At 33.0% G+C, this 22,459-nt stretch carries 13 protein-coding genes; 5 read left to right on the forward strand and 8 right to left on the reverse strand.

Annotated features, from left to right (window positions below):
• Positions 1–1,718: phage tail-like protein (locus tag ACWGOQ_RS13805; protein ID WP_458202823.1), on the reverse strand; the 1,718-nt coding region annotated here is incomplete at its 3' end.
• A gap of 152 nt (positions 1,719–1,870) precedes the next feature.
• Here ACWGOQ_RS13805 and ACWGOQ_RS13810 point away from each other — a divergent pair.
• Positions 1,871–3,814, forward strand: coding sequence for a hypothetical protein (locus tag ACWGOQ_RS13810; RefSeq protein ID WP_452059041.1), 1,944 nt, complete (start codon positions 1,871–1,873; stop codon positions 3,812–3,814).
• Positions 3,815–4,290: 476 nt separating this feature from the next.
• Here ACWGOQ_RS13810 and ACWGOQ_RS13815 read toward each other — a convergent pair whose 3' ends face one another.
• Genes ACWGOQ_RS13815 through ACWGOQ_RS13835 form a run of 5 tightly spaced genes read right to left on the reverse strand, consistent with a single transcriptional unit; the run spans position 4,291 to position 9,898 of the window.
• The gene (locus tag ACWGOQ_RS13815) at positions 4,291–4,875 is read right to left on the reverse strand and encodes an HAD family hydrolase (RefSeq protein ID WP_452059040.1); all 585 of its coding nucleotides are present in this window, start codon (positions 4,873–4,875) and stop codon (positions 4,291–4,293) included.
• Complete coding sequence (locus ACWGOQ_RS13820; protein ID WP_452059039.1) at positions 4,872–5,603, reverse strand: SDR family oxidoreductase; 732 nt, start codon at positions 5,601–5,603, stop codon at positions 4,872–4,874. Before ACWGOQ_RS13820 ends, ACWGOQ_RS13815 begins: the two co-directional genes overlap by 4 nt.
• Positions 5,604–5,631: 28 nt before the next feature.
• On the reverse strand, positions 5,632–6,939 hold the full coding sequence (locus ACWGOQ_RS13825) for an FAD-binding oxidoreductase (protein WP_452059038.1): 1,308 nt from the start codon (positions 6,937–6,939) through the stop codon (positions 5,632–5,634).
• Positions 6,936–7,808, reverse strand: coding sequence for a UbiA prenyltransferase family protein (locus ACWGOQ_RS13830; protein WP_452059037.1), 873 nt, complete (start codon positions 7,806–7,808; stop codon positions 6,936–6,938). Before ACWGOQ_RS13830 ends, ACWGOQ_RS13825 begins: the two co-directional genes overlap by 4 nt.
• Positions 7,805–9,898 (reverse strand): tetratricopeptide repeat protein, encoded by a 2,094-nt coding sequence (locus ACWGOQ_RS13835; RefSeq protein ID WP_452059036.1) that lies wholly within the window; start codon positions 9,896–9,898, stop codon positions 7,805–7,807. Before ACWGOQ_RS13835 ends, ACWGOQ_RS13830 begins: the two co-directional genes overlap by 4 nt.
• Before the next feature lie 163 nt (positions 9,899–10,061).
• Between ACWGOQ_RS13835 and ACWGOQ_RS13840 the strand changes: the two genes are divergently transcribed.
• The 3 genes from ACWGOQ_RS13840 to ACWGOQ_RS13850 all read left to right on the forward strand — a co-directional run bounded on the left by ACWGOQ_RS13840 (position 10,062) and on the right by ACWGOQ_RS13850 (position 15,313).
• Complete coding sequence (locus ACWGOQ_RS13840; protein ID WP_452059035.1) at positions 10,062–12,209, forward strand: tetratricopeptide repeat protein; 2,148 nt, start codon at positions 10,062–10,064, stop codon at positions 12,207–12,209.
• A 4-nt stretch (positions 12,210–12,213) separates the two neighbouring features.
• Positions 12,214–14,127: a vanadium-dependent haloperoxidase gene (locus tag ACWGOQ_RS13845; RefSeq protein WP_452059034.1), complete on the forward strand. Its 1,914-nt coding sequence runs from the start codon at positions 12,214–12,216 to the stop codon at positions 14,125–14,127.
• Between the two features lie 142 nt (positions 14,128–14,269).
• Positions 14,270–15,313 carry an SGNH/GDSL hydrolase family protein gene (locus ACWGOQ_RS13850; RefSeq protein ID WP_452059033.1) on the forward strand — a complete coding sequence of 348 codons (1,044 nt, stop codon included), beginning with the start codon at positions 14,270–14,272 and terminating at the stop codon, positions 15,311–15,313.
• Between the two features lie 10 nt (positions 15,314–15,323).
• On the opposite strand, the gene ACWGOQ_RS13855 is transcribed toward ACWGOQ_RS13850, so the two are convergent.
• Positions 15,324–17,411 (reverse strand): tetratricopeptide repeat protein, encoded by a 2,088-nt coding sequence (locus ACWGOQ_RS13855; RefSeq protein WP_452059032.1) that lies wholly within the window; start codon positions 17,409–17,411, stop codon positions 15,324–15,326.
• Between the two features lie 779 nt (positions 17,412–18,190).
• On the opposite strand from ACWGOQ_RS13855, the gene ACWGOQ_RS13860 reads away from it, so the two are divergent.
• Positions 18,191–21,586: a VPS10 domain-containing protein gene (locus ACWGOQ_RS13860; RefSeq protein WP_452059031.1), complete on the forward strand. Its 3,396-nt coding sequence runs from the start codon at positions 18,191–18,193 to the stop codon at positions 21,584–21,586.
• 155 nt (positions 21,587–21,741) lie between these two features.
• Here ACWGOQ_RS13860 and ACWGOQ_RS13865 read toward each other — a convergent pair whose 3' ends face one another.
• Complete coding sequence (locus ACWGOQ_RS13865) at positions 21,742–22,101, reverse strand: T9SS type A sorting domain-containing protein (RefSeq protein ID WP_452059030.1); 360 nt, start codon at positions 22,099–22,101, stop codon at positions 21,742–21,744.
• Positions 22,102–22,459: the final 358 nt, after the last annotated feature.

Genomic DNA, 22,459 nt, shown 5'->3' on the forward strand with positions numbered 1-22,459 from the left:
TATCCTGAAAGATCTACCGTATCCGTTCCTCCAGATATACTTAAGGTATTAGTTGCTAATGAAAGTTCCTGCTCATCGGTATTATCAAGGTATCCTGAAAGATCTACCGTATCCGTTCCTCCAGATATACTTAAGGTATTAGTTGCTAATGAAAGTTCCTGCTCATCAGTATTTAATGAAGATGTGTTTAACCATTGTGTGCCATCCCATGTATACACAGTTTTATCCTCATTATCATATACAATTAATCCCTCATCTGTCGTAGAGAGACTAGCTTCTAAGGTTGTTTTTTGGGCATTGGTCAATCGATTTATTTGTAACCCTTTATCCGTGTCTGCCAAATCTAACGAAGCATTTTGATTAGGTATTGCGGTTCCAATACCTACACTTACACGATCTGTAGTTGTTACTCCACCGAGCACCATACTATTACTTGTAGTCGCTGTAGCTCCTGCTCCTATAGCGGTTGCATATTTAACTTGATCTGCTATAGTTACTCCATCTCCTAAGGCAATGGAATACTGCCCCAGTACAGATGAACTTCTACCAATACTAACAGACATTGTATCTACTTCTACTTGATCACCTATACCAATCCCATACTCTCCAGTACCTTTGCCAAGATATCCTAGTACAATAGCGTTGTTATCATCAATATCGACCTCTCTACCTATACCAATAGATTGATTTGCAGCATTAGCTAGATCTATATTATACCCTATCCCAATACCACCTGTTGCTTGGTTGGCATCTGCGTAAGAACCAATAGCGATCGCAAAATCTGCATCCGCATAGGTGTTATACCCTAGCAAAACTATATCTTCTTCTCCCGCAGTAGCATCTGCACCTATAAAGGTTGCTCTCGACACAGTAGTTTCATTAAAATCCGCTCTGGATCCCATACCAACATTACCAGTTCCTACCCTGTTGCTATAACCGGCTCTAAACCCAATATACGTATTACTATCTGATGATCCATTACTTAGATTCGTTCTGTTGTTATCCCAACCGGCATAACCGCCAATAAACGTGCTGTAACTTGAATACTCGGTAGCTGCTCCAGATCCTGCACCAACGAATGTATTGTAAATCCCTGTAGAGTTATCGATACCTGCAGAATCCCCTACAGCTACATTATGATGCCCATCGCGGTTATCATATCCTGCCTCACTACCAAAAAAAGCATTTCGATATCCGGTCGTATTAGTTCTACCGGCTGCACTACCCACAAAAGTATTATCACTAGCTGTGGTATTATTATATCCAGAATCTTCGCCAATGAATGTGTTATCATCACCCGTAGTATTATATCTTCCTGCTTCTTCTCCTATAAAGGTAGCATCAGAACCAAAAGTATTATAATAACCAGCATGTGTACCGATAAAAACACCATCTGTATCCGTACTAAAATATCCAGCTCCTTCTCCGATCGCTACATTATCCTGCCCAGTAGTATTACTAAAGCCTGCATTACGACCTATATAGGTGTTTTGCTGACCAGAAGTTTGGCTAAATCCTGCTCTTGCTCCTACCATTGTATTTAGAGAACCTGAAGAAAGTGAATATGCAGCAGAATCACCCAGCATCACATTATAATCACCAGTGGTAATAGATACTCCAGCTTGAGAACCTAAAGCTTCATTTGCTGTTTGAGCATTTGTAGTTACAAAAGTTCCGAAAAAAAGAATCAATAAAAAACAGTGTAGTTGTCTTTTCATAGGTTATGGCGTTTGGGATTAGTAATTATCAAATGTTTACAAATATATAAAAAAAACCAAATAAAATGTTAATTACAAATCGAAAAACCTATTTTTTAGTTTTTCATCTCAAGAAATTAAAACTTATCTTGCTCCATACAATTCAACATAAAATGCAAGTACCTACCAAATCGTTAATAGCTATTCTGATCGCTTTTGTAAGTCTTTATATTTTTGGCTATTTTTTTCCAGATTACTGGTGGAGTGTTCATTTTATTAGATTTACCTCTCCAATTATACAGGTTATTATACTTGTATTACTTTTAGTGTTGGGGTATAAACTTTATAAAACCAGCATCAATGAAAGTATAGAATTTACTCGTTTTAAATTAACCATTAGAAGTGTTATTATTTTCAGTATCAGCTTATTATTACTAACCATTGTTTTTCCAATGGTCCAGGATTTTTATGGGGATGCATATAAATTCAATAAGTTCTTGCCCAAAACCCCTACCTTAATTCCAACTGAAACGCACGATAAGTTTTTTACTTTTAGTTTATCTCCTTGGGCAGGAGAAGGGACTGTCCTTTCCTTAATCACCTATATCGCCTATTTTTTACAGGTTACATATAAAACTGCTTTTATACTTTTTGATGCTATTTTTGGAGGGCTTTTTGTGTTTTTTTGGCTCCAAGTTATTCGCATCTTAATAAAAAACGATACGTGGAAAGTTATATTAACTCTGACTGGCATAACGGCTCCTTTTATGCTTGTTTTCTTTGGTCATATAGAAATTTATGCTCCTGTTTTCTTTATCAATATTCTATGGATTTATATCACATTGTTATTTATAAAAACTGAAAAAGCTAAATATCTTTGGTTAGTACTTTTAATATTATTAATTGGTTTGAAATTACATTCTACAAGCGTTTTATGTATACCTGCGCTATTCCTATTATTTTGGAAAAATTATCAAGGTACGTATCCGAACTGGAAACAAGTAAGCTACTTTGTACTAACCCCCATATTTATCATAGGTTTATTTTTGTACTTTTTCTACTTTGAAGATCATATAGATAATAGAAGTCTTCAAAGTACAGCAATGGCATTCGAACATTTATTTTTACCTTTATTTTCGCCAGAGCCTCCTTTAGATCAATACAATCTACTAAGCTTTAATCATTTTTTTGATTTCTTTTCTGTGATACTCCTTTGGTCACCGATTGCTTTATTCCTTCTTATTTTATTACTCATACTAAAACGAAAAGAAGTGAATTGGAATGCTCCTGAGGTATTGATCTTGGGTGTATGCTTTATACTATTTACAACCTTCTTTTTTGTCGTCAATCCGTTATTGGGTATGCCAATAGACTGGGATCTATTTTCATTACCTGCCCCTTACTTATTAGCGTTTACAGCAGTTGTCGTTTCTCAGGTCGAAAAATATATTTCTCCTTCTAAAATTTTGTATGCTTCTGGAATAATTGCTGCACTTAATCTTCCGGTATTCGTAGTACATCAATCAGAGAGAGCGTTATCAGAAAGGTTAGAGAGTGTGGCTGCAAGAATGTACACCACCTATTATGAATGGACAGCAAAAACTATTGAACACGCTTATTCCTTAAACGACCCATTTAATATCAACAGGCTGGAGCGAGGTGAGGATTTTCGAAAAAAAATAGGTTCAAAAGCTCAAAAAGGCATTGATTACGAATATGCAACTCTCGTTGTCGATCAAGGCAGGTATTTTTTAAGAATACAAAATGATCCTGTAAAAGCGCTTGGGCTATTTACTTTAGCGCAGGAATATGCTCCTGCTCATAATGCCAAACTATTATCTTTAGAAGCATATTTTGCATTGCAGCAATACGAAAATGCTTTTATGGTTGCAGAAGAACTTGTTTTACTACGTTTTCCTTCAGTAGAAAAAGCGTTAAAAATAAAGCTGCATTGCGCTCTTGAAGCCCAACTTTACCAAGAAGCTTTTGAAACCTGTACTGTTATCCTAAAGAACTGGCCTGATAATAAAATTGTAGAGGAAGTATATCAAAGACTACATAAGAACGACCGTATTAAAGAATTAAAATTTCTGTTTGCTAATAAATTCAGGAAGTAATTCTATACGAAATATAATCAGGAGCACTACGGCAAAGAGTTTTAGTTGATCTTAATTCTTGTTTTCCTTTTTATTTTAGGGTTTTTAATCGTACTTGGTAGCAGTGTTTTAGCCGCACTTTAATTTATAAACTGTTTTAAACCAAATAAAATCTTACCTCACTACAACTATTCTGTGATAGTTATTGTAATGATTGTTTTGTTTTATCCATTTTCAACCAAATTGAATTATATATAGCGCACTAATTTTAGCAATAATCAGAGAGAGCACTAAAGAAAATAAGCTATACAATAGCAGTTTTACGGATGATGTTTGCTTGGCTCTAAGTCTTACTTTGATCTGTTTTTGTTCCCGGTAGTTACTTACTATATTGTTTGGGGCAAAAAACTAAAATGTTTTAGAAAACAATGAGGATTCTTTTTTTTATAAATTGTGATAAACGGTTTAACTAAAATAGCTTTAAGAATCCCTGATAGCTAAAAAATCTTGTAAAACTTTTCGTCTGCTAAAGTCAAAAGCTCCTTATCTCCAATACTGTTACCATAAGCGTAGGAATATGAAATTGTTCTCAGTTCGTATTTTTCCTTGATTCTGTTTACTTTTTCTATACCGTTACAATTTTCTCCCTTGATTTTACCAGTTAACTTATTATCTTTAATCAATAACTCTGTTGCAATAAGATCTATCTTTTGTTGATCACACCAGTGCCTAATCCATTCTGAAACAGATGCGGTAACCACAACAACTTTATGACCATTATCTTTATGCCATAGCAATCGTTGTAATGCTAAAGGAGAAATAATTTCTGGCAATCTGTTTTGAGAATAATCAAACCCAAATTTTTTAAACTCATCAATACACAATCCTTTATAGAAATAAGAGAGTAGTAATTCTTTTATTTTAGTTCCTGAAACAAGGTTTAGCTTATATCCCAGAATAGCTAAAGTGTGTTTCAAAAGCCCCGTAAATAATTTTCTTTTACCATGAGTAAATGCTATAAAATCCAGAAAACTATCTTTCTTTGTTATGGTGCCATCAAAATCAAAAAAAGCTATGGTCATAAATTCATCTTTTTAAAAATAAATTCGGGAATCCATCGGATTACCCACATAATATATCTCCAAATCCATTTAACATAGATCACATTCTTTTTGTTTTGCTGTGCTTTAAAAACGGAAAAAGCTAATTTTTGAGGAGTAGTAGTTAATAACTTTGGCAGCTCTACATGTGCTGTCATTTTTGTGTATATGAACCCAGGTTTTACAGTTAAAACATGTATTCCTTTTTTAGACAGCCTAGCTCGTAACCCACTTAGATATGCAGTAAAACCAGCTTTGCTACTACCATAAAAATAATTTTTTTTCCTTCCCCGATCTCCAGCTACAGAACTTATTCCTACAATAAATCCTTCTTCAAGATTTTCTAAAAAAGAAGTACAAATAGTCAAAATATGGACACATCCGGTATAGTTGGTGTCTATAATACATTTTGCCTCTACGGAGTTTTGTTCTGCACGGGATTGATCTCCTAAATAACCAATAGCACAGATAATACCATAAGGTTTCGTTTGTAAGCCATTATAGAAAGACTGATGACGATCATAATCAAGTACATCAAACTCCTCTAATTGTACTGAAACATTATATTTTTTTTCAAGTGAAGATTTAAAACCCATCAACGAACTAACTATTCTTCCTGCCAATATGAGATGATAACCGTTTTCAGCATATATTTCAGCTATTGACCTAGCAATATCACTTTTAGCTCCAAGAATAAGAATGTGTTTCATAATGAATTGCCAGTCTGTTTTCAACGGTTTACAAACTTAATCTTTTTGACTGTAGTGATTGTAATTGCTGAAGTTTATATAGTTCTCTAACTGATTTTAATTTTGCCAGTTTTGGATAACCCTTTTCAAAAAATGTCTGACTCATTCTTACATCTTTTGCTAAGTATGCCCTTCCATTGTATTTAGTTACAATAGCATCTAAACAATCTAAGAGAGCATACAATCCCTTTTTAATCTTAAAATCCATTGTAACTGTATATCCCTCTAAAGGAAAAGAAAGATAATTTTCATTTTCTTTTCCCAATAATTTCAATACGGTTAAATATGATGTATGGTTGCTTATACTCACGAGTTCTAATAGCTCTTTTATTCCAGAATATGCTCCTAATTTTGGTATGACTACCTGATATTGAATAAAGCCTTTACTACCGTAGATTCTATTCCAGTTTGCAATAGTATCTAACGGATAAAAAAAAGAGTATAGAGCAACCTTTCTACATATTTTTTTATGCTTATAATAATAGTACTTGTTATATATTCTTATTGACCATTTGTTTAGCATATAAGAGGGAAACCATTTAGGAATTTTGATCCTATTTTTTTTGTGTATTTTCAAATTATTATCATTCGCATGTTCGCCTAAGAATAATAATCCCTTACCAAGCTTATCCTTTTCTGCCAATGCGTCTATCCAAGCTACAGCATAGGAAGAATCTTTATTCTTATCAAAAGCAAAAAAAGTCTCCTCTAAATTGTTAGTTTTTATTGTTATTTTCTTGATAAAAGCACTTTGTATTTTCATAAGCTGCATACTTACTTCCAATATGACACCTGTAAGCCCCATTCCCCCGCAGGTAGCCTTAAACAGTTCAACGTTTTCAATTTTTGAACAGGTGACTACATTTTCATTAGGTAGTAACAACTTAAAATATAAAATATGCTGACTAAAACAACCTTTTTTATGATGATTTTTACCATGTATATCAGCTGCTATTGCTCCTCCTAAAGTAATATATTTAGTACCAGGAGTTACAGGTAGAAACCAGCCATGAGGCACTATCCGCTCAATAATTTCTGACAATAAAACTCCAGATTCACAGCATATCAATCCTTTTTTCTTTTCTAAAGAAATTATTTTGTTTAATCCGTTTGTTTGCAATGAATCTTTTTGCAACGCGCAGTCTCCATAACTCCTTCCGTTTCCAAAAGATATGAATTTTTTATCATGAACGGTAACGGGTATTTTATCCGATGTGATAAAATGCAATTTGGATTTAATTTTCTGATATCTCCCCCAAGCACTTAGATTGACAAAAGTTTTATTTAAAGGATTCATAAATATTTTAAAATTATAAATGAAGATACCCATAATAAAATTATACTTTGCAGTAACCAATCTTGGATAACAACTGCAGTGGGATCTTTATATATTATACTGGATTTTGTTGTATGAATATACCTTGTGATACCCGTAATTACCCAAAAACTTGTTAAAAACACAAAAGAACTACCTACTCTGTCTACAACTTCTTTGCTTAACGTATACAATATATAAGTTATACTGATTATGAATGCTAATATGTAAATTGTTTTATCAATAGACGAAATTGTGAACAATCTAATATTTGAAGATTTTTCTACTCTTGAATCTACAAGAACCATATCGGCTCTTCTTTTTGAAAAGCCTAAAAACAAGGCTAAGAGAAAGGTCATTGATAATATCCAGGTTGAAGCATTAATATTAGTGGCGTAACTACCCACGATAATACGTATAACAAACCCGAATGATATAATAATTACATCAATAATCGGAATCTTTTTCAAATACAAATTATACAGAACATTAATAAAAAGATACGTAACAAAAACGCACACAACAGAGATATCAATTAAATAAGCTCCAAAGAGACTAATAGATACCAATAGCAATGCTATACTAATAGCATTTTTTATTGTTACTGTGCCTGATGCCAATGGCCTTATCTTTTTTACAGGATGCAAGCGATCAGATTCTATATCAAAAATATCATTAAAAATATACATGCTACTGGCTAGCAAGCAAAATAACAAAAAAGATAATACAGCACATAAAATGATAGAAATGTCAAATTGAAAACCAAAAAACAAAGGAGCAAAAATGAACAAATTCTTAATGTAATTATCCACTCTCAATAACGCCATATATGTATAGACTGTTCTAATCAAAGTATCTTTAAAAGTTTAGTAACCTCATCTTTTTGTTTAATTGCTAAATTATTTAAGGAGTCCAACTGAATGCTTTTATCCAAGTCCTTAAGAGCCTCTTTGTAATCGCCAGTCAATTTATACAATATTCCGCGATTTAAATAAATTAAAGCATTATCTGGCGCATAATTTTGGGCTTGATTAAATTGAAATAATGCTTCCTCAAACAACGATTGATTCATTAAGATTATACCAAGATTAATGTAGGCATTAACCTGACTCCTATCTAGCTCTAAACTTTTAGTAAAATCCAGTCTTGCTTCTGTTAAATACCCTAAATCTAACAATAAATTCCCTCTTTCCATAAATGGTTTCACCATGCTACCATTTAGCGAAATTGCCTTAGTATAATCTTTGATCGCCTTATTTTTATACCCTAACCCTAGTAAAGATTTCGCTCTAATTAAATAGAGTCGTTCTATTGCATTGTTTATTGACAAGCCAGTATTTGCATCTTTTAAAGCTTTGTGATAATCACTTTCTCTTTCGTAAAGCAACGCTCTATTAAGATATGCCATTGGATCATCAGGCTTTAATTTGATAGACTTATTAAAATCCTGAAGTGCCTCTTTTAAACGATTTAATTTGACATATAAAATCCCACGATTTTGATATGCTTCAAAAAGTTCATTATTTAATTGAATAGTTTTTGTATAATCTTGTAGTGCCTTTTCTTGCTCCCCTAACCTTTGATAAATGAATGCCCTATTGTAGTATGCTAAATAATAATCCGGTTTCAGAGTTATCGCAAGATTACAATCTTCTAAGGCTGCTCTTAATTGCCCTTGGTTGATTCTGTATTCTGACCTATTGACATATGACACAAAATAGTCGGGATAGTACTTGATCACCCTACTCCATAAAGTCTCTGAGTTTTTAAATGTTTGCGCATAAGAAAATGTAGTTCCTGATAGTATCCCTACAAAGCAAATCACAACAATTTTTATAATTTTTTGATAAGCAGGGTATTTCTCAGATAATCTCACTACTCCAGTAACCATTATATAAAAAATTCCAAAATAAGGTAAGTACGTAAAACGATCTGCAGTAACAGAAACGGCAAAGGACAATACTTGTATAACAGGTATCAATGTGATAAAGAAAAAACCAAAACCAAACACAAACTTCCTTGCTGTTTTAATCTTATATAAACCATATATCGCAATAGTTAAAACTGGTATAGCAGAAGCAGCAAAATACCAGGGACTCGGTGTCCCAGACGGAGTTGGATAAGGATGTATAGCACTCAGATGATATGGAATAAAAGCTTTTATCAAATATGTTAAGTATCCATAAAAACCAACACTTAATGAGTCTATCACAGAATAGAATGCTCTAAATTGTAATGCTTCTCCTTCACGTTGAGCTTTTATAGAAAAATACGTAAAACCAATACTTAATACTATAAATGGAATTTTTTCAAGTATTAACCTGTACGTCTCTTTTCGTTTTGTAAAATAGTCCAACATCCATAATATAAGTGGAAATGTTACCGCAGATCCTTTTGACAACAAAGACAAAAGATAAAAGATAAAGCAACAAACTAAATTATACCAACTTGGATATTTAGAATCCTTTTTTAAATATTGAAAATAAGCAAGTAATCCGGCAAAATAAAATAACGTGTATAAAAGCTCTTTTCTGGAAGTAATCCACGCTACAGACTCTACATGCATTGGGTGAATGCCAAATAATAAGCTGATACCAAAAGCAATTAGCGTATGATTGGTGAGTTGTAGTCCTAAATAATAAACTAATACTACTACTAAAAGATGAATGATTAAGTTAGTCATGTGGTACAACATAGGGTTCAAACCAACAAAACTATAATCCAAAGCCCAAGAAAGTAATACTATAGGATTGTATGAACCATTAACCTGAAGTGTGGTAAACATTCTTTTTATTCCCGTCCGAGAAAGATCTTTTACCAATAAATTATCAAGCACATACATTGGGTCATCAAGATTGGTCCAATCGTTCCAGAGTGTTGGGATCAGGACTAAAAATGTAAGTACAAGCGCGCTTATCAGAAAAGTATTTTGTCTATTCACGTACCTGAAGTTTATCTTTTCATCAACGAAAATAACGGTAATTACTTTAAGTTACTAGTTAAGCTTCTAATTTTGAAAAAATATGTGCAAGCTAAAATAATTTTGGTCATCCTATTTTTTTTTAGGTTATTTTTGAATATCTGATCAATAGATTTTAATTTCTATGATGCCCCTAAAGTTTAAGCTTGTAGAATTCTCTTCATTATTCGTTGCTTCGATAATAGTTATGATGTATGTATTAGGCATCATATATCCCGATGTTTTTTGGGGCACACATTTTTTGGCATTTCTGCCATCTTCACTACAGTTTGGTATCCCCTCGCTAGTATTACTAACTATTCTCTATCTTCATTTTGGTAGCAGACGAGAGAAAAAAATGGATTTCAAGCTTAGTAAGTTAGTCATATACAGTATTACACTCCTTGGGCTAATTATCTTTTACAATCTAGATATTGCTAATGATTATTATGGAGATGCCAAAAACTTTTCTCCCTATCTAGATAGAAAATTAGATTTGATTCCCAAAGAATTTTGGAACAACTTATTCTCTATAGAATTTAAAACAGGACACGGCCGATGGGGTGTTTTCAACCTCTACAGCGGTATTTCGTATCTAATGAGAATAAATATGTTTCAGACCTTTAAGCTCATGAATGCTATTTTCGGTGCTGGTTTTATTTGGGTATGGTTACTTGCAATTAAAAGGTATTCTCAAGATACTTTAACTACCATAATTCTAATTGCTTTAGGCTGTACGTCGCCTGTGTTAATCATTTTTTGTGGACATATTGAAATTTACGGGTTTATAATGTTTTTACAAGTAAGTTGGTTATATCTTTTTGTTAATGCTGTAAAAAGAAAAAAAATCATCCTACTTCTCTTGTCGTTCATATTATTTCTTATTTGCGTAAGGTTTAACACCCCTTCTTTATTATTAAGTCCTGCTTTAGTTTTGGGGTTTGTTCATATCTGTTTTAATAACCTCCCCAAAGTGAAATCTCTTTTTACTGCTAAGAAATTGTTTACCATAATCCTAATCCCTTTAATTCTTACAGGTTTCGTTTTTTATTTTTTTGTTTTTGCTGATTATAATGATTCGCGTATTCTGAATGCTAAAACACAGGATATTGATAGATTGTTTCTGCCTTTAATTTCTCCAGAAGCTCCTTTAGATACTTACAACTTATTAAGTTGGAACCATATCTCTGATTTTCTGATGGTATTGTTTTTCTGGTCTCCCGGAGTACTGTTCATAATAAGTTTGATATTACTGCGGTATAAAAAATTGAACTGGAACAACCCCTTAATAAATATTTTAACACTAACATTCGTCTTATTGCTCGGGTTTTTGTTTATGATTAACCCCTTAATGTCCTTACCTATGGATTGGGATCTATACACGTTACCGTTCCCTCTTATCCTGATGATTTTATTAATGGTATTACAAAAAGGTGATAATAGTAGAAGTATTACCAAAACAAATGTATATACAATTATAGCATTGCAGGTATTAGCAATTCCAGTTTTTATTGTTATGATCAATAAAACTATGCACTCCTACCGCATAGAAAGTGTTGGTGTGCGAGTCTACAAAACTTATTATCAACATTCAGATTCTTTTATGCTATATGCTTTACAGATGCTTGAAGGGAAAAAACGTTATGCACAAAGAAAGAAGGCCTTATTAGAAAAATTAAAACCTTTTACAAGAGGGAAAAAGGATCAAACATACGCTGCTTTATTATTAGATGAGGGTATTAATGCTTTTGCCAATAAAGACTATTTAATCTCCAGAAACCTAATACTTGATGCTGAATGGCATGCTTCTTATTTAAAATTAACTCACGAATATATTGACAAGGTCAATCTAGAATTTATCAAGAAAAACTTATCTATTCCAGAAAGACACATAAAAACTTCTGACTCGCTTGCTAAGGCTGGTTTAATAGCGCTACGAAAACAGAAACTTTACAAGAAAGCTCTTAGGGATTTGAAACGGGCTTCATACTATAACCCTTATAACCATCAAATATTGACATATAAGATGGAGGCTTATTTTGTTCTCGAAAACTATACTAAAGCATTAAATATCGCTTCACAATTGATAACATTGAAGTATCCATCTGAGCAAGATTCACTTAGATTTGGTATACATTGTGCCTTAGAAGCAGAAAACTATGATAAAGCCCTCTCTTATATCAAGGTCTATACCGAAAGGTGGCCAGAAGATTTATTCATGCATGACATCAGAAATCGCCTAGAATACAATGAAGCTGTGTCCGAATTAAAGCATAAATTTGTAAAAAAATAAATCCATGCCCTTTAAGTTATTTCTTATAAGTACCTTTTTTATTTTGCAATCTATCCAAGCGCAACGAGAACATAGCGTTGCAAGAAAAATGATTGATATTATGTTAGGGATGGTTAAGGAAGATGGCCAAGGTCCAACTATCCAAGCACGAAATTTTTTTCATACAGCGGCTGCGATGTATGACGCCTGGGCTGCATACGAACCTGGGCAGGAGACTTTTTTTTTAGGAAAAAATTATCACGGTTTTCAACTTCCCTTTGATCCTGATTTTAAAAAAACATCAAAAAACACAGACAGTCTTCGTAATATAGCCATATACTATGCAGCCTATGGTGTATTATCTGGACGTTATGAACAATATGGAAGTAAAGGAAGAACCATTGATTACCTGCACAATCAATTGGATAGTTTAGGGTACAAAATCAAAAATAATAATTTGGACTATCAAAATGGTTCCCCCGAAGCACTAGGCAATTATATTGCAAATTACATCATAGAATTGGGAGCCAATGATAACTCTAGAGAAGATGACAATCATGAATCCGAAAGTTATGTAGGGGTTAATAAATTTCTCAGACCAGATTTGCCAGGCACAGGAGATCTAAAGGATCCTAATCACTGGCAACCCATAGAGATTCGATATTATATTGATACTAAAGGGAATGATAAAACATTAAAAGACTGGAATTATCTGTTAATACCTGGAAACACACAGTTTTTAACCTCCTATTGGGGAGAAGTACTATCATTTGCATTACAACCATCAAATAACAACTTACACTTCGACCCAGGTCCACCTCCAATTTTTGACCCAAATGACTCTCTAAGCACAAAGGAATATCGATGGGGGTTTCAGACCGTACAGGATTGGTCGGGATATCTGTCTCCTGATAATAAAAACATCTGGGACGTATCACCAAAAGGAATTACCAATATTGATGAACATCTACCGGACACTTTTGAAGCATATAAAAAATATTACGTTGATATAAAAAATAATAAGCGGCCGAAAAAAGTAAAAAACCCAATAACAAAAAATAGGTATTCAAAAAATTTAGTAAAACAAGGAAACTATTGCAGGGTAATTGCAGAATTTTGGGTGGACGGACCAAATACCACTTCACCGCCTGGTCACTGGCTACAATTTTTAAATAAAGTATCCTACAATACGAATTTTGAAAGAAAATGGACTGGACAAGGCAAGCCACTATCTCAATTAGATTGGGACATTAAAAGTTATTTTTTGATGACCGGAGCATTTCACGATGCTGGTATCGCTTGTTGGAGTGTTAAATCTCACTACGATTATATCCGACCCATAAGCGCTATTAGATTCTTAGGACAATTAGGACAAGCCTCTGATCCCGACCTACCAAATTATAATCATAATGGTCTTAAATTGAAAGATGGTAGTGTAGCATTAGTAACAGAAAATGATCCGTTAGTGGGAAAAAATAAAGAACATTTGAATAAATTAAAAATATATTCATGGAAAGGTCCGGATGCTATTAACAACCCTATTACCGATACTGCAGGAGCAGGATGGATTCTAGCAGAAAACTGGTGGCCCTATCAAAGGTATACCTTCGCTACACCTCCTTTTGCGGGATATACTTCTGGTCATTCTACTTTTTCTACTACCGGTGCAATACTTCTCGATTATATGACTGGTTCTCCATATTTTCCTAATGGTTTAGAAACTTTTACTGCTAGGAAAAATGAATTTCTGGCATTTGAAGATGGCCCTTCAGAAGAAGTTACCTTACAATGGGCAACATTTTATGATGCTGCGATAGAAACTTGCCTATCCAGAGTTTGGGGAGGTATTCACCCTCCGGCAGATGACATTGAAGGAAGAAGAATGGGCAAGAAAATAGCAGAAAACAGTATTGAGTTTGCTAAACATTTTTTTAAATAAACAATAAAAATTTCAAGTGTAGAATATGATGAAGGGGTTAAAAGTATTTGTATATATGTTCACTCTTTTTATTTTTCAGGAAATGGTTTTTCGGTACTTTTTCCCGATAAGGGAAATAGAGAATTTTGATAGGGTTAATTTTATGAAGTTATATTATGACGGAAGCGGCTCTACACACTCCAGAGATCAAAATTGGGAATGGTGGTCACTACCTGATACTACATCCAGATTTATACACAAAATGAATTTGTATGGATTTAGGGATAAAGAATGGTTCGTAGAAAAAACTACTGGCAAAAAAAGAGCTGTTTTTATTGGCGACAGTTTTGTAGAAGGGGTAATGGCAGCCCAAGATGAAACTATTCCTTTAGCATTTGAACACGTTAGTAATGGGAAATATGAAACATTTAATGGAGGACTATTAGGTTGCGGTCTTAATTCTTATCTTCAGTTAATCGCAGATTTAACACCTACATATAGACCAGATGCTATATTTTTATGCATTTACGCAAATGATTTGGGAAAAGAGAATCCTAAAGTTCCTGAGTTTTTCCTTAAACCTGAATACTATAATCCTTATACTCCCAGATTAGTTGAGATTTTCAAGCAATCCAGTACATATGGACCTCTTCGTTTTAGATGGGCAAATCATAGCAAACCTTATCTACCAGCTGTTCCTAAAGAAAGTAACCCCTGGTCAGTAAATGAAGTAAACTTACAAGATCATGTAACTCCTTGGCTAGTTAAACATATGAAAACAGCTGCTTTCAATCCATTTTTAACAAATTCTTTACAAAAAGAAGAAACCTTTTTAAAAGCACCTCCAGCTATTGGAGAAACTATTGGTTTTTTTAAATATATCTGTAATAAATATAGTATAAAACCAGTAATAGTTTATATTCCTAGTCGTAATCAAGTGACTGATTATTATCTAAAATTTGAAAAAAAATACTGTCTAAAATGCTCACACAAACTCAATCTTACCAATATTAAATATCAAAGACATCAAAAAGTTTTAAAAAAGCAATGTGACTCTTTCGGGATTCAGTTTATAGACCTTACTAGAACCATAAAAGCAAAAGAGTCAAACGGAGAACACGTATACTGGAATTATGATCAACATATGAGAGCTAGTGGCTATAAACTGGTCGGTGAGACTATTTGGGATAAATGGAAAGACAAGTAGCGCATAATAATCAAAACAACAACTTCATTTTTTCTTTTTCAATTTTGGCAGGTTCAAAATCTGGAGCCAATTCACTACAAGTTTCAAAATTGCTAAATGCCAGTTTGAAATTATTTAACTTTTTATATAAAATTCCTCTATTAAAATATATCAAATGATTGTTTGGAGTAAGGCTTTGTGCTTCATTAAAACTAAACAAGGCTTCTTCAAATTTATTCATATTCATTAATACAAGTCCTTTATTAATATGTGCGTCTACTACGTTATGATCTATTCTTATGATTTCTTCAAAATCCTGTAAAGCACCTAGAAAGTTTCTTTTTTCGATAAAAATATTACCTCGATCCATAAAAGCAGATATGTATTTTGGACGAAGCTTTATGACCTTTGTTAAATCCAATATCGATTTATCCAACATATCAAGATGTGCATAAACTCTTGCTCTGGAGTATAAAGTATTACGTAGATCGAAGTTTAGAGCAATTAGTTGATTAATATCCAGAAGGGCTTTATTTAATTCACCAATTCTTTGATACACCATTGCCCTATTGTAATATCCTCCAGGATTTTTAGGGGATAGTTTTATTGAATTCGTAAAGTCCCTAATAGCAAGATTATATCGCTTTCTTTTAAAGTAAAGTATACCACGATTAGCATAGTTAGAATAAAACTTAGGGTACATTTTAATCGACTTAGAGTACTCTACAATTGCTTTATTTAGTTCGCCCATAGCTTCGAACACAAAGCCTCTGTTAAAATATAAAATATAGCTTTCGGGTTTAAGGCTTATTGCTTTGTTAGCATCTTTCAAAGCTTCTCCATATCTTCCTTTTGAAATCTTATAATTGGTCATATTCATATACGAAAGAAAATCCTGAGGATATTGAGTCATTACCTTAGTCCAAAATGTTTCGGTATTTTTAAAGGTACTTGAATACTGAAAAGTAATCACTCCTAATGAAACTATGTAACCACAACCTACCGTGATTATAGTTTTCTTAAAATTTGGATTTTCAGTAATTAAATGAACAAAACCAACACCAAGTAAAAAGAATAAGCCAAAATAGGGTAAATACGTATATCGTTCTGAAATTACTGCTGTTCCAAAAGGTAATACTTGAATTACCGGAATTAAAGTGACAAAGAAAAAAGCAATACAAAAGCCTAAAACCCGGGATGTTTTTGCTTTAATCACAATTAAAATAAAAAGAGCCAAAACAGGAATTGCTGAGGCATAAAAATACCAAGGGAATGGTTCCGATAAGTCGTTAGGATATGGATGATAGGGGCTTAATTGAAAAGGGACTACCGATTTGATAAAGTAACTTAAATATCCGTAAAACCCGACAGCAATAGAATCAAAAAATGATACAAATTGCCGATCCTCCATAGCTCCACTCGATGCTTGCCCGTCTATGGCTAGCAGAAAAAAACATATACTTAATATCAAAAAAGGAATTTTTTCCAATATAATCTGCTTCGAGTATTCTCGCCCTTTTAAATAGTCGAACAAAAACAAAACCAAAGGAAAAATCACTGCTGTTCCTTTTGATAAAAGTGATAAAATATAAAAAAGAATACACCCTAAATAATAATACTTCTTTTTATATGCAGCTTTTTTTTCAATATAAAAACAATAAAACAAGAGACCAACAATAAAAAATAATGTATATAACAAATCTTTTCGTGCTGATATCCAACCTACTGCTTCTACATGCATAGGGTGTATTCCAAATAAAATTGAAGTTACAAATGCAACTTCTATACTTTTGCTCAGCAAAAATGATAAATAAAAGATAAGTGTAACAACCATCAAATGTAGAAGAAGATTGGTAAGGTGAAATATAAAAGGATTTAATCCAAAAATCGCATAATCGAGCGACCATGATAATAAGACTAAAGGAGAATATGTACTAAGCACTTTCTTAGTAGAAAAAATGTCAACCACCCCCTCGATTGTAAGGTTTTTGATCAAAGGATTTTGAGTAACATAGGTGGGATCATCCCAATTTAAAAAATCATTATATAGATTAGGGCTTAAAAAAACTAAGGTAGCCAATAATGATGTAGTCAGGTAAACGCATGCTTTTTTACTCATTTAAGTAGCTATTCTTATATTCAAATGTACACATCTTTCTATCAAAATAAAACCGTCTTATTATGAAACACATCAACTAATCCTTAAAAAAAACTTCAGTTTTAATTTATACAGTAGCATTATTTATTTAATTTCTGATCCAACTATTTAGGTATTGTAGAAAACGAACACTCCATTTATAATTGACAGACTTTAATACTTGGCAATGTTTTTATAAAGGTTTCAAATGTCGGTATTTCTGTTTGAGTAATATTAACGTAGTGTTTATTTTGTCCTTGACAACACCATAAGCTTGAATCCAGATTTTTGCTACCTAAAGCATTTATAACACGATAATGTTTAACAAACTCTATGATGAACGACTTACTGGCATCGAGTACGTATGTATCTTTAAAGTTATATCAAACCCAAAACATTTCTGAATGGTTACTATAACAACAGTTTCTTCTGTAACTAAATTATTGCCAAACACTTACACACCCCTTTTTTTTCTAAAAAATTTTCTTGATCGATATCAAACTTTGGAGCCCTCCATTTATCAAATTATATTTAAAAACTGACAAATTTATTGTCTAAGGTCAAGAAAGATGAAAGTTTACGGTACTTTTTAACCTTGATTTCAAATTGCCTACCTTTATTAAGGCTAATCCAATTTTTTAAAATTGTATGTATCTTGATAATAAACTACATACTTAGGGTAAGATTATAATATGCTAAAATAAAAAAAATACATAAGTTGCACTCCTTAATCAACTTATAGTACCATAAAACTTAACCAAATGTCCAAAAAATTCATTGTATTGCTAGCACTGCTTCTAACTTTTCCAGTAACTTCCCAAAAAAAAGAAACGGTCAGGACTATCAAAGAAATCCTTTCTAATCCATTTCTTACTCAGAAGAATGGAAAAAAAACAACGTTTAATACTATAATTAAGGAAGCGGATACTTTTTTTAAGACAACCTGTCCTGGTCTGACTTTTGCAGAATTATCACAAGGGGATTTTAGAGATGGGGATTTTGTAAAGTATCAAAGATGGAAAAGCTTTTGGAAACATCATCTAAATGAAGATGGAACTCTAGGTGATTTTACGCGATCCCAAATATCTCAAAAAGGCACTTCTAGTGCTAGTTGTCAAAATACCGGTTATAATGCTGAATGGAGCCCAGTTAACTATAATGGTAATTTTGGCTATCAAATTGATATGGGTAGAGTAAGTAGTATCGGATTTCATCCTACAGATCCAAATATCTTTTGGGTAGGTGCTGCTTTTGGAGGAATTTGGAAAACTACGGATGGAGGTCAATCATATATCAATCTGAATGACAATTTACCACATACTGCTGTTTCTGATATTATTGTAGATTCTACAAACCCAGATAGAATTATTATTGCACTAAGTGATATTGTTTGGTATGGTCCGTCTGGCATTGGAATATACGAATCAAACGATGGAGGTGTAACTTTTACTCCTACTAACTTAACATTCACTCTACCACAAAATATTAGAATTTATGAAATCGATGTACATCCTGATGATTCTTCAGAATTTCTGGTAGCAACCTCAAATGGTTTATATAGAACCACAGATTATTTTAATACTACCAATAAAATAATCAATGCAGATATTAGAGCAGTTAGATACAATTTACATTCTGATGATGTCTATGCTGGTGGATCTGGCGGTCAATATTATTTAAGTACTGATAAGGGTCAAAGTTTTAACCTACATACTGATTTCGGAAGCGGTCAGGTTAGGATTTCAACTTCAACTAAATCCAATTCTGGATATGTAGCTATAACAAACGGCTCTTCATTAAATGTCTCCTCTGATTTTGGACAAAATTTTAACCAAAAAACCTTACCCGAATCTAATTGCGTAGTTTCTTTCGCGGTTAACTCTGATTCTAATATTGTAGTCGGAAACTTTGAGTGCTATGCTTCCAGCAATGAAGGAGATAGTTTTCAGGCTACTACGCAATGGTTGGGACGAGATGGACTTCCATTTATACATGTAGATCAACGAAATATCTACACGAATCCTTTACAACCGAACTATATCTATTATTGTAATGATGGTGGTGTATTTAGATATTCGGTATCCAATAATTCTTTTACCAACTTGTCTTCAGACTTATTTATTACACAATACTATGATATTGCTGTTTCGCAAACCGATCCAAATATATTAGGAGCAGGCTCCCAGGATAATGGGAATGTAACCAGAAACTCCAATGGTACTTGGGAAAGCTACGAACCTACTGCCGATGGAATGGGACAAGAAATAGATTTTAATGAACCTTCTACTAGATATTATGCTATTCAGAATGGCGCCCTTAGAAAATGGAAAAATGGTACACGAACGTTTATTTCCCCTCCTGGAGAAGATGGAAATGGAGCTTGGGAAACTCCGTTTAAACTTGACCCCAACAATTCTGATAGAATTATCATCGGATACAAGAGTGTTTATGCATCCAATGACCAAGGGACCAGCTGGACGGTTATTGGTGATAACATAAGCTCGCAAAATTTAGAACAAATTGCAATAGCTAAAACGAATTCTGACAAAATATACGCTTCTCGTTATAATGTAGTATATACACAAGATCCCGCAAATTTAAATTGGTCTTCCAGTACGACTCCCATAAATCAAGGTATCTCTGATTTAGAAGTTCATCCCGCAGACGAAAACACCGTTTTTATTTCTTATGGGGGATACACTACGAATGGCAAAGTCTATACATCTACTGATGGAGGAAACAATTGGCAGAATATATCCTATAATTTACCAAATATTCCTGTTTTATCGTTAGAGACTTATGACACCCAGGCAGGTTCTATCTTTGTAGGAACATACAATGGTGTATTTTTTCTTGAAAACGGAACCCAGGAGTGGAAAAAATATGGATGCCTCCCTAATACATCAGTTAATGATATTGAAATTCAATATTTAAATGAAGATAAGATATTTATAGGAACACACGGAAGAGGAATTTTTGAAGCATCATTATCACCTTTACAATGTAACGAAACGGTCACTCCTTATGTCAACAATGGAACAGAATGGTTACAGCAAAGTACGCTTGAAGTATGTCAGGGTGAAAATATCTATTTAGGAATGCAAAATATAGGATTAGAAAATGTGCAAATACGATATCCCGACGGTACCATAGATGATACACCCGATACAGCTACCGCTTGGTTTTTTAGTGATATTCAGACCACAGACTCTGGCGCATATTTGGTTTCATATGACAACGGGTCTTGTACAGCACAGGCGACTATCGTATTAACTGTACAAGAACCACTTGCACTAACTCCTTTTGTGAATGGCGGAAGTGGTTGGTCTCAACAAGATACCCTGGAAGTCTGCCAAGGAGAGAATATTTATTTAGGAGTTCAAAATGCAGGTACCTCTAACTTTGAAATTGAGTATCCCGATGGAACTATAGATACAACACCCGATTTATCAACTGCATGGCAATTGACCAATGTAGCACCATCCGATACTGGGACTTATATCGTGAGATATAAGAATCAGAATGCTTGTAATGAAAATAGTACTCAAAATATTAATCTAATAGTATATCCTGCAAATCCTGACTTATCTGATGCTATTCAAATAAATATAAATAATACCGGATACACTACAATTCAAAATACCACCGAAACAAATATCGAATCAGGTAGCGATTTCAGTCTACGATTACCGTCTGCGCTTTATGACGGTACCCTGACCTGGACGGCACCAAATAATACGACATATTCGTCAGAAGAAATTTTGTTTACCTCAATTTCCGATAATGATACAGAAATAGAAGGAAATTGGACAGTCCGGATTGACTTTACAAATGGTTGTAATGGGACTTCTCAAACCTTAGAATTTGTGATTAATATCGAAGCAACCCTTAGTGTTTCAGAATTCGACGAAAATACCATCCATGTTTATCAGGATCCCTTGCTCAATCTTGTTTATATAGAAGGAATGCAGCCTAGTTTAGCGACCGATGTTTCTGTTTTTGACATTAATGGAAAGCTTATTCAACAAACAGTTAACGGATCGTTAGGTAAAGCTTCTCATATAGTTGATCTTTCTGGATATAAAAATGGAGTTTATATTTTAATTTTTAAACAAGGAACCTCCAAATTAGTAAAAAAAATATTCAAAGGCTCGTAAGCTAATATTTTTTTGTAGTCTAAACATTAACTACGAAAAAAGTTTCTTATCTCATAATAAGAAACTTTTTTTTGTTTAATTATTTTTTAAAATTATGAATCTAAATTAAATTTTTCATTATTTCCTTCAGTTTTTAAATATATAGTAAATACATTTTACCTGATAGCTATACCATCCCTACCTTTATAAAATCGTTTTACTTCCATATGATTACCTACGTGAACTTTGATTAAGTACAACCCTTCTCTTAGTGACGTAAGATCAATCTCGCGATCCAGATGTAACTCTTTTTGTATTCTAATAAAACCTGATTTATCAACAATTTTAATCATCATAGGTTCTTTAACATCGGATATGATTTTTAAACTTTGTTGTGCTGCGGTAGCAGCGAGTTCAAAAGAAAAGGTTTTGTCATTCATACCAGAATCAATACTGACACCATTAAGATTCAAATTAGGATGTATCGCAGTTGAACCCACAAAAAAGAACATTGTAATAAGTAGTATTTTTTTCATCTGTATCATTTTATCTTAATATACTTATTTACAATGTCTTAATGCGTTAATAATTCCCCAAAAAACACCCAACCCATATCGATTTAAGAAAATTTTACATCTACTTACCAATATCTGATATAATGTTTTTTGAGAATTACTTTTTTTATTCAAATCCTAAAAAAGATCGTTTTCATCAAAACTCATATAAAACAAAACTATATAACTATAAAAAGTTCTGTTTTTAGAATTTTTAAATATTTTATACAAGTATAAAGCATTTAAAATCATCTTATATTTCCATTTTTACGGCTACTATAGGCAAATAAAATGGTAGGCTTTACCTTACAAAAAGAAGGCTACTAATTAAAAATTACCA

The organism is Aquimarina ulvae (assembly GCF_053613295.3).

What these genes read in the sequence shown, in the direction of transcription:
- ACWGOQ_RS13860 (WP_452059031.1), top strand. Translation starts at nt 18,191, where the DNA reads ATGTCCAAAAAATTCATTGTATTGCTAGCACTGCTTCTAACTTTTCCA.
- ACWGOQ_RS13810 (WP_452059041.1), top strand. Translation starts at nt 1,871, where the DNA reads ATGCAAGTACCTACCAAATCGTTAATAGCTATTCTGATCGCTTTTGTA.
- ACWGOQ_RS13840 (WP_452059035.1), top strand. Translation starts at nt 10,062, where the DNA reads ATGATGCCCCTAAAGTTTAAGCTTGTAGAATTCTCTTCATTATTCGTT.
- ACWGOQ_RS13815 (WP_452059040.1), bottom strand. Translation starts at nt 4,875, where the DNA reads ATGACCATAGCTTTTTTTGATTTTGATGGCACCATAACAAAGAAAGAT.
- ACWGOQ_RS13855 (WP_452059032.1), bottom strand. Translation starts at nt 17,411, where the DNA reads ATGAGTAAAAAAGCATGCGTTTACCTGACTACATCATTATTGGCTACC.
- ACWGOQ_RS13825 (WP_452059038.1), bottom strand. Translation starts at nt 6,939, where the DNA reads ATGAATCCTTTAAATAAAACTTTTGTCAATCTAAGTGCTTGGGGGAGA.
- ACWGOQ_RS13845 (WP_452059034.1), top strand. Translation starts at nt 12,214, where the DNA reads ATGCCCTTTAAGTTATTTCTTATAAGTACCTTTTTTATTTTGCAATCT.
- ACWGOQ_RS13850 (WP_452059033.1), top strand. Translation starts at nt 14,270, where the DNA reads ATGAAGTTATATTATGACGGAAGCGGCTCTACACACTCCAGAGATCAA.
- ACWGOQ_RS13865 (WP_452059030.1), bottom strand. Translation starts at nt 22,101, where the DNA reads ATGAAAAAAATACTACTTATTACAATGTTCTTTTTTGTGGGTTCAACT.
- ACWGOQ_RS13820 (WP_452059039.1), bottom strand. Translation starts at nt 5,603, where the DNA reads ATGAAACACATTCTTATTCTTGGAGCTAAAAGTGATATTGCTAGGTCA.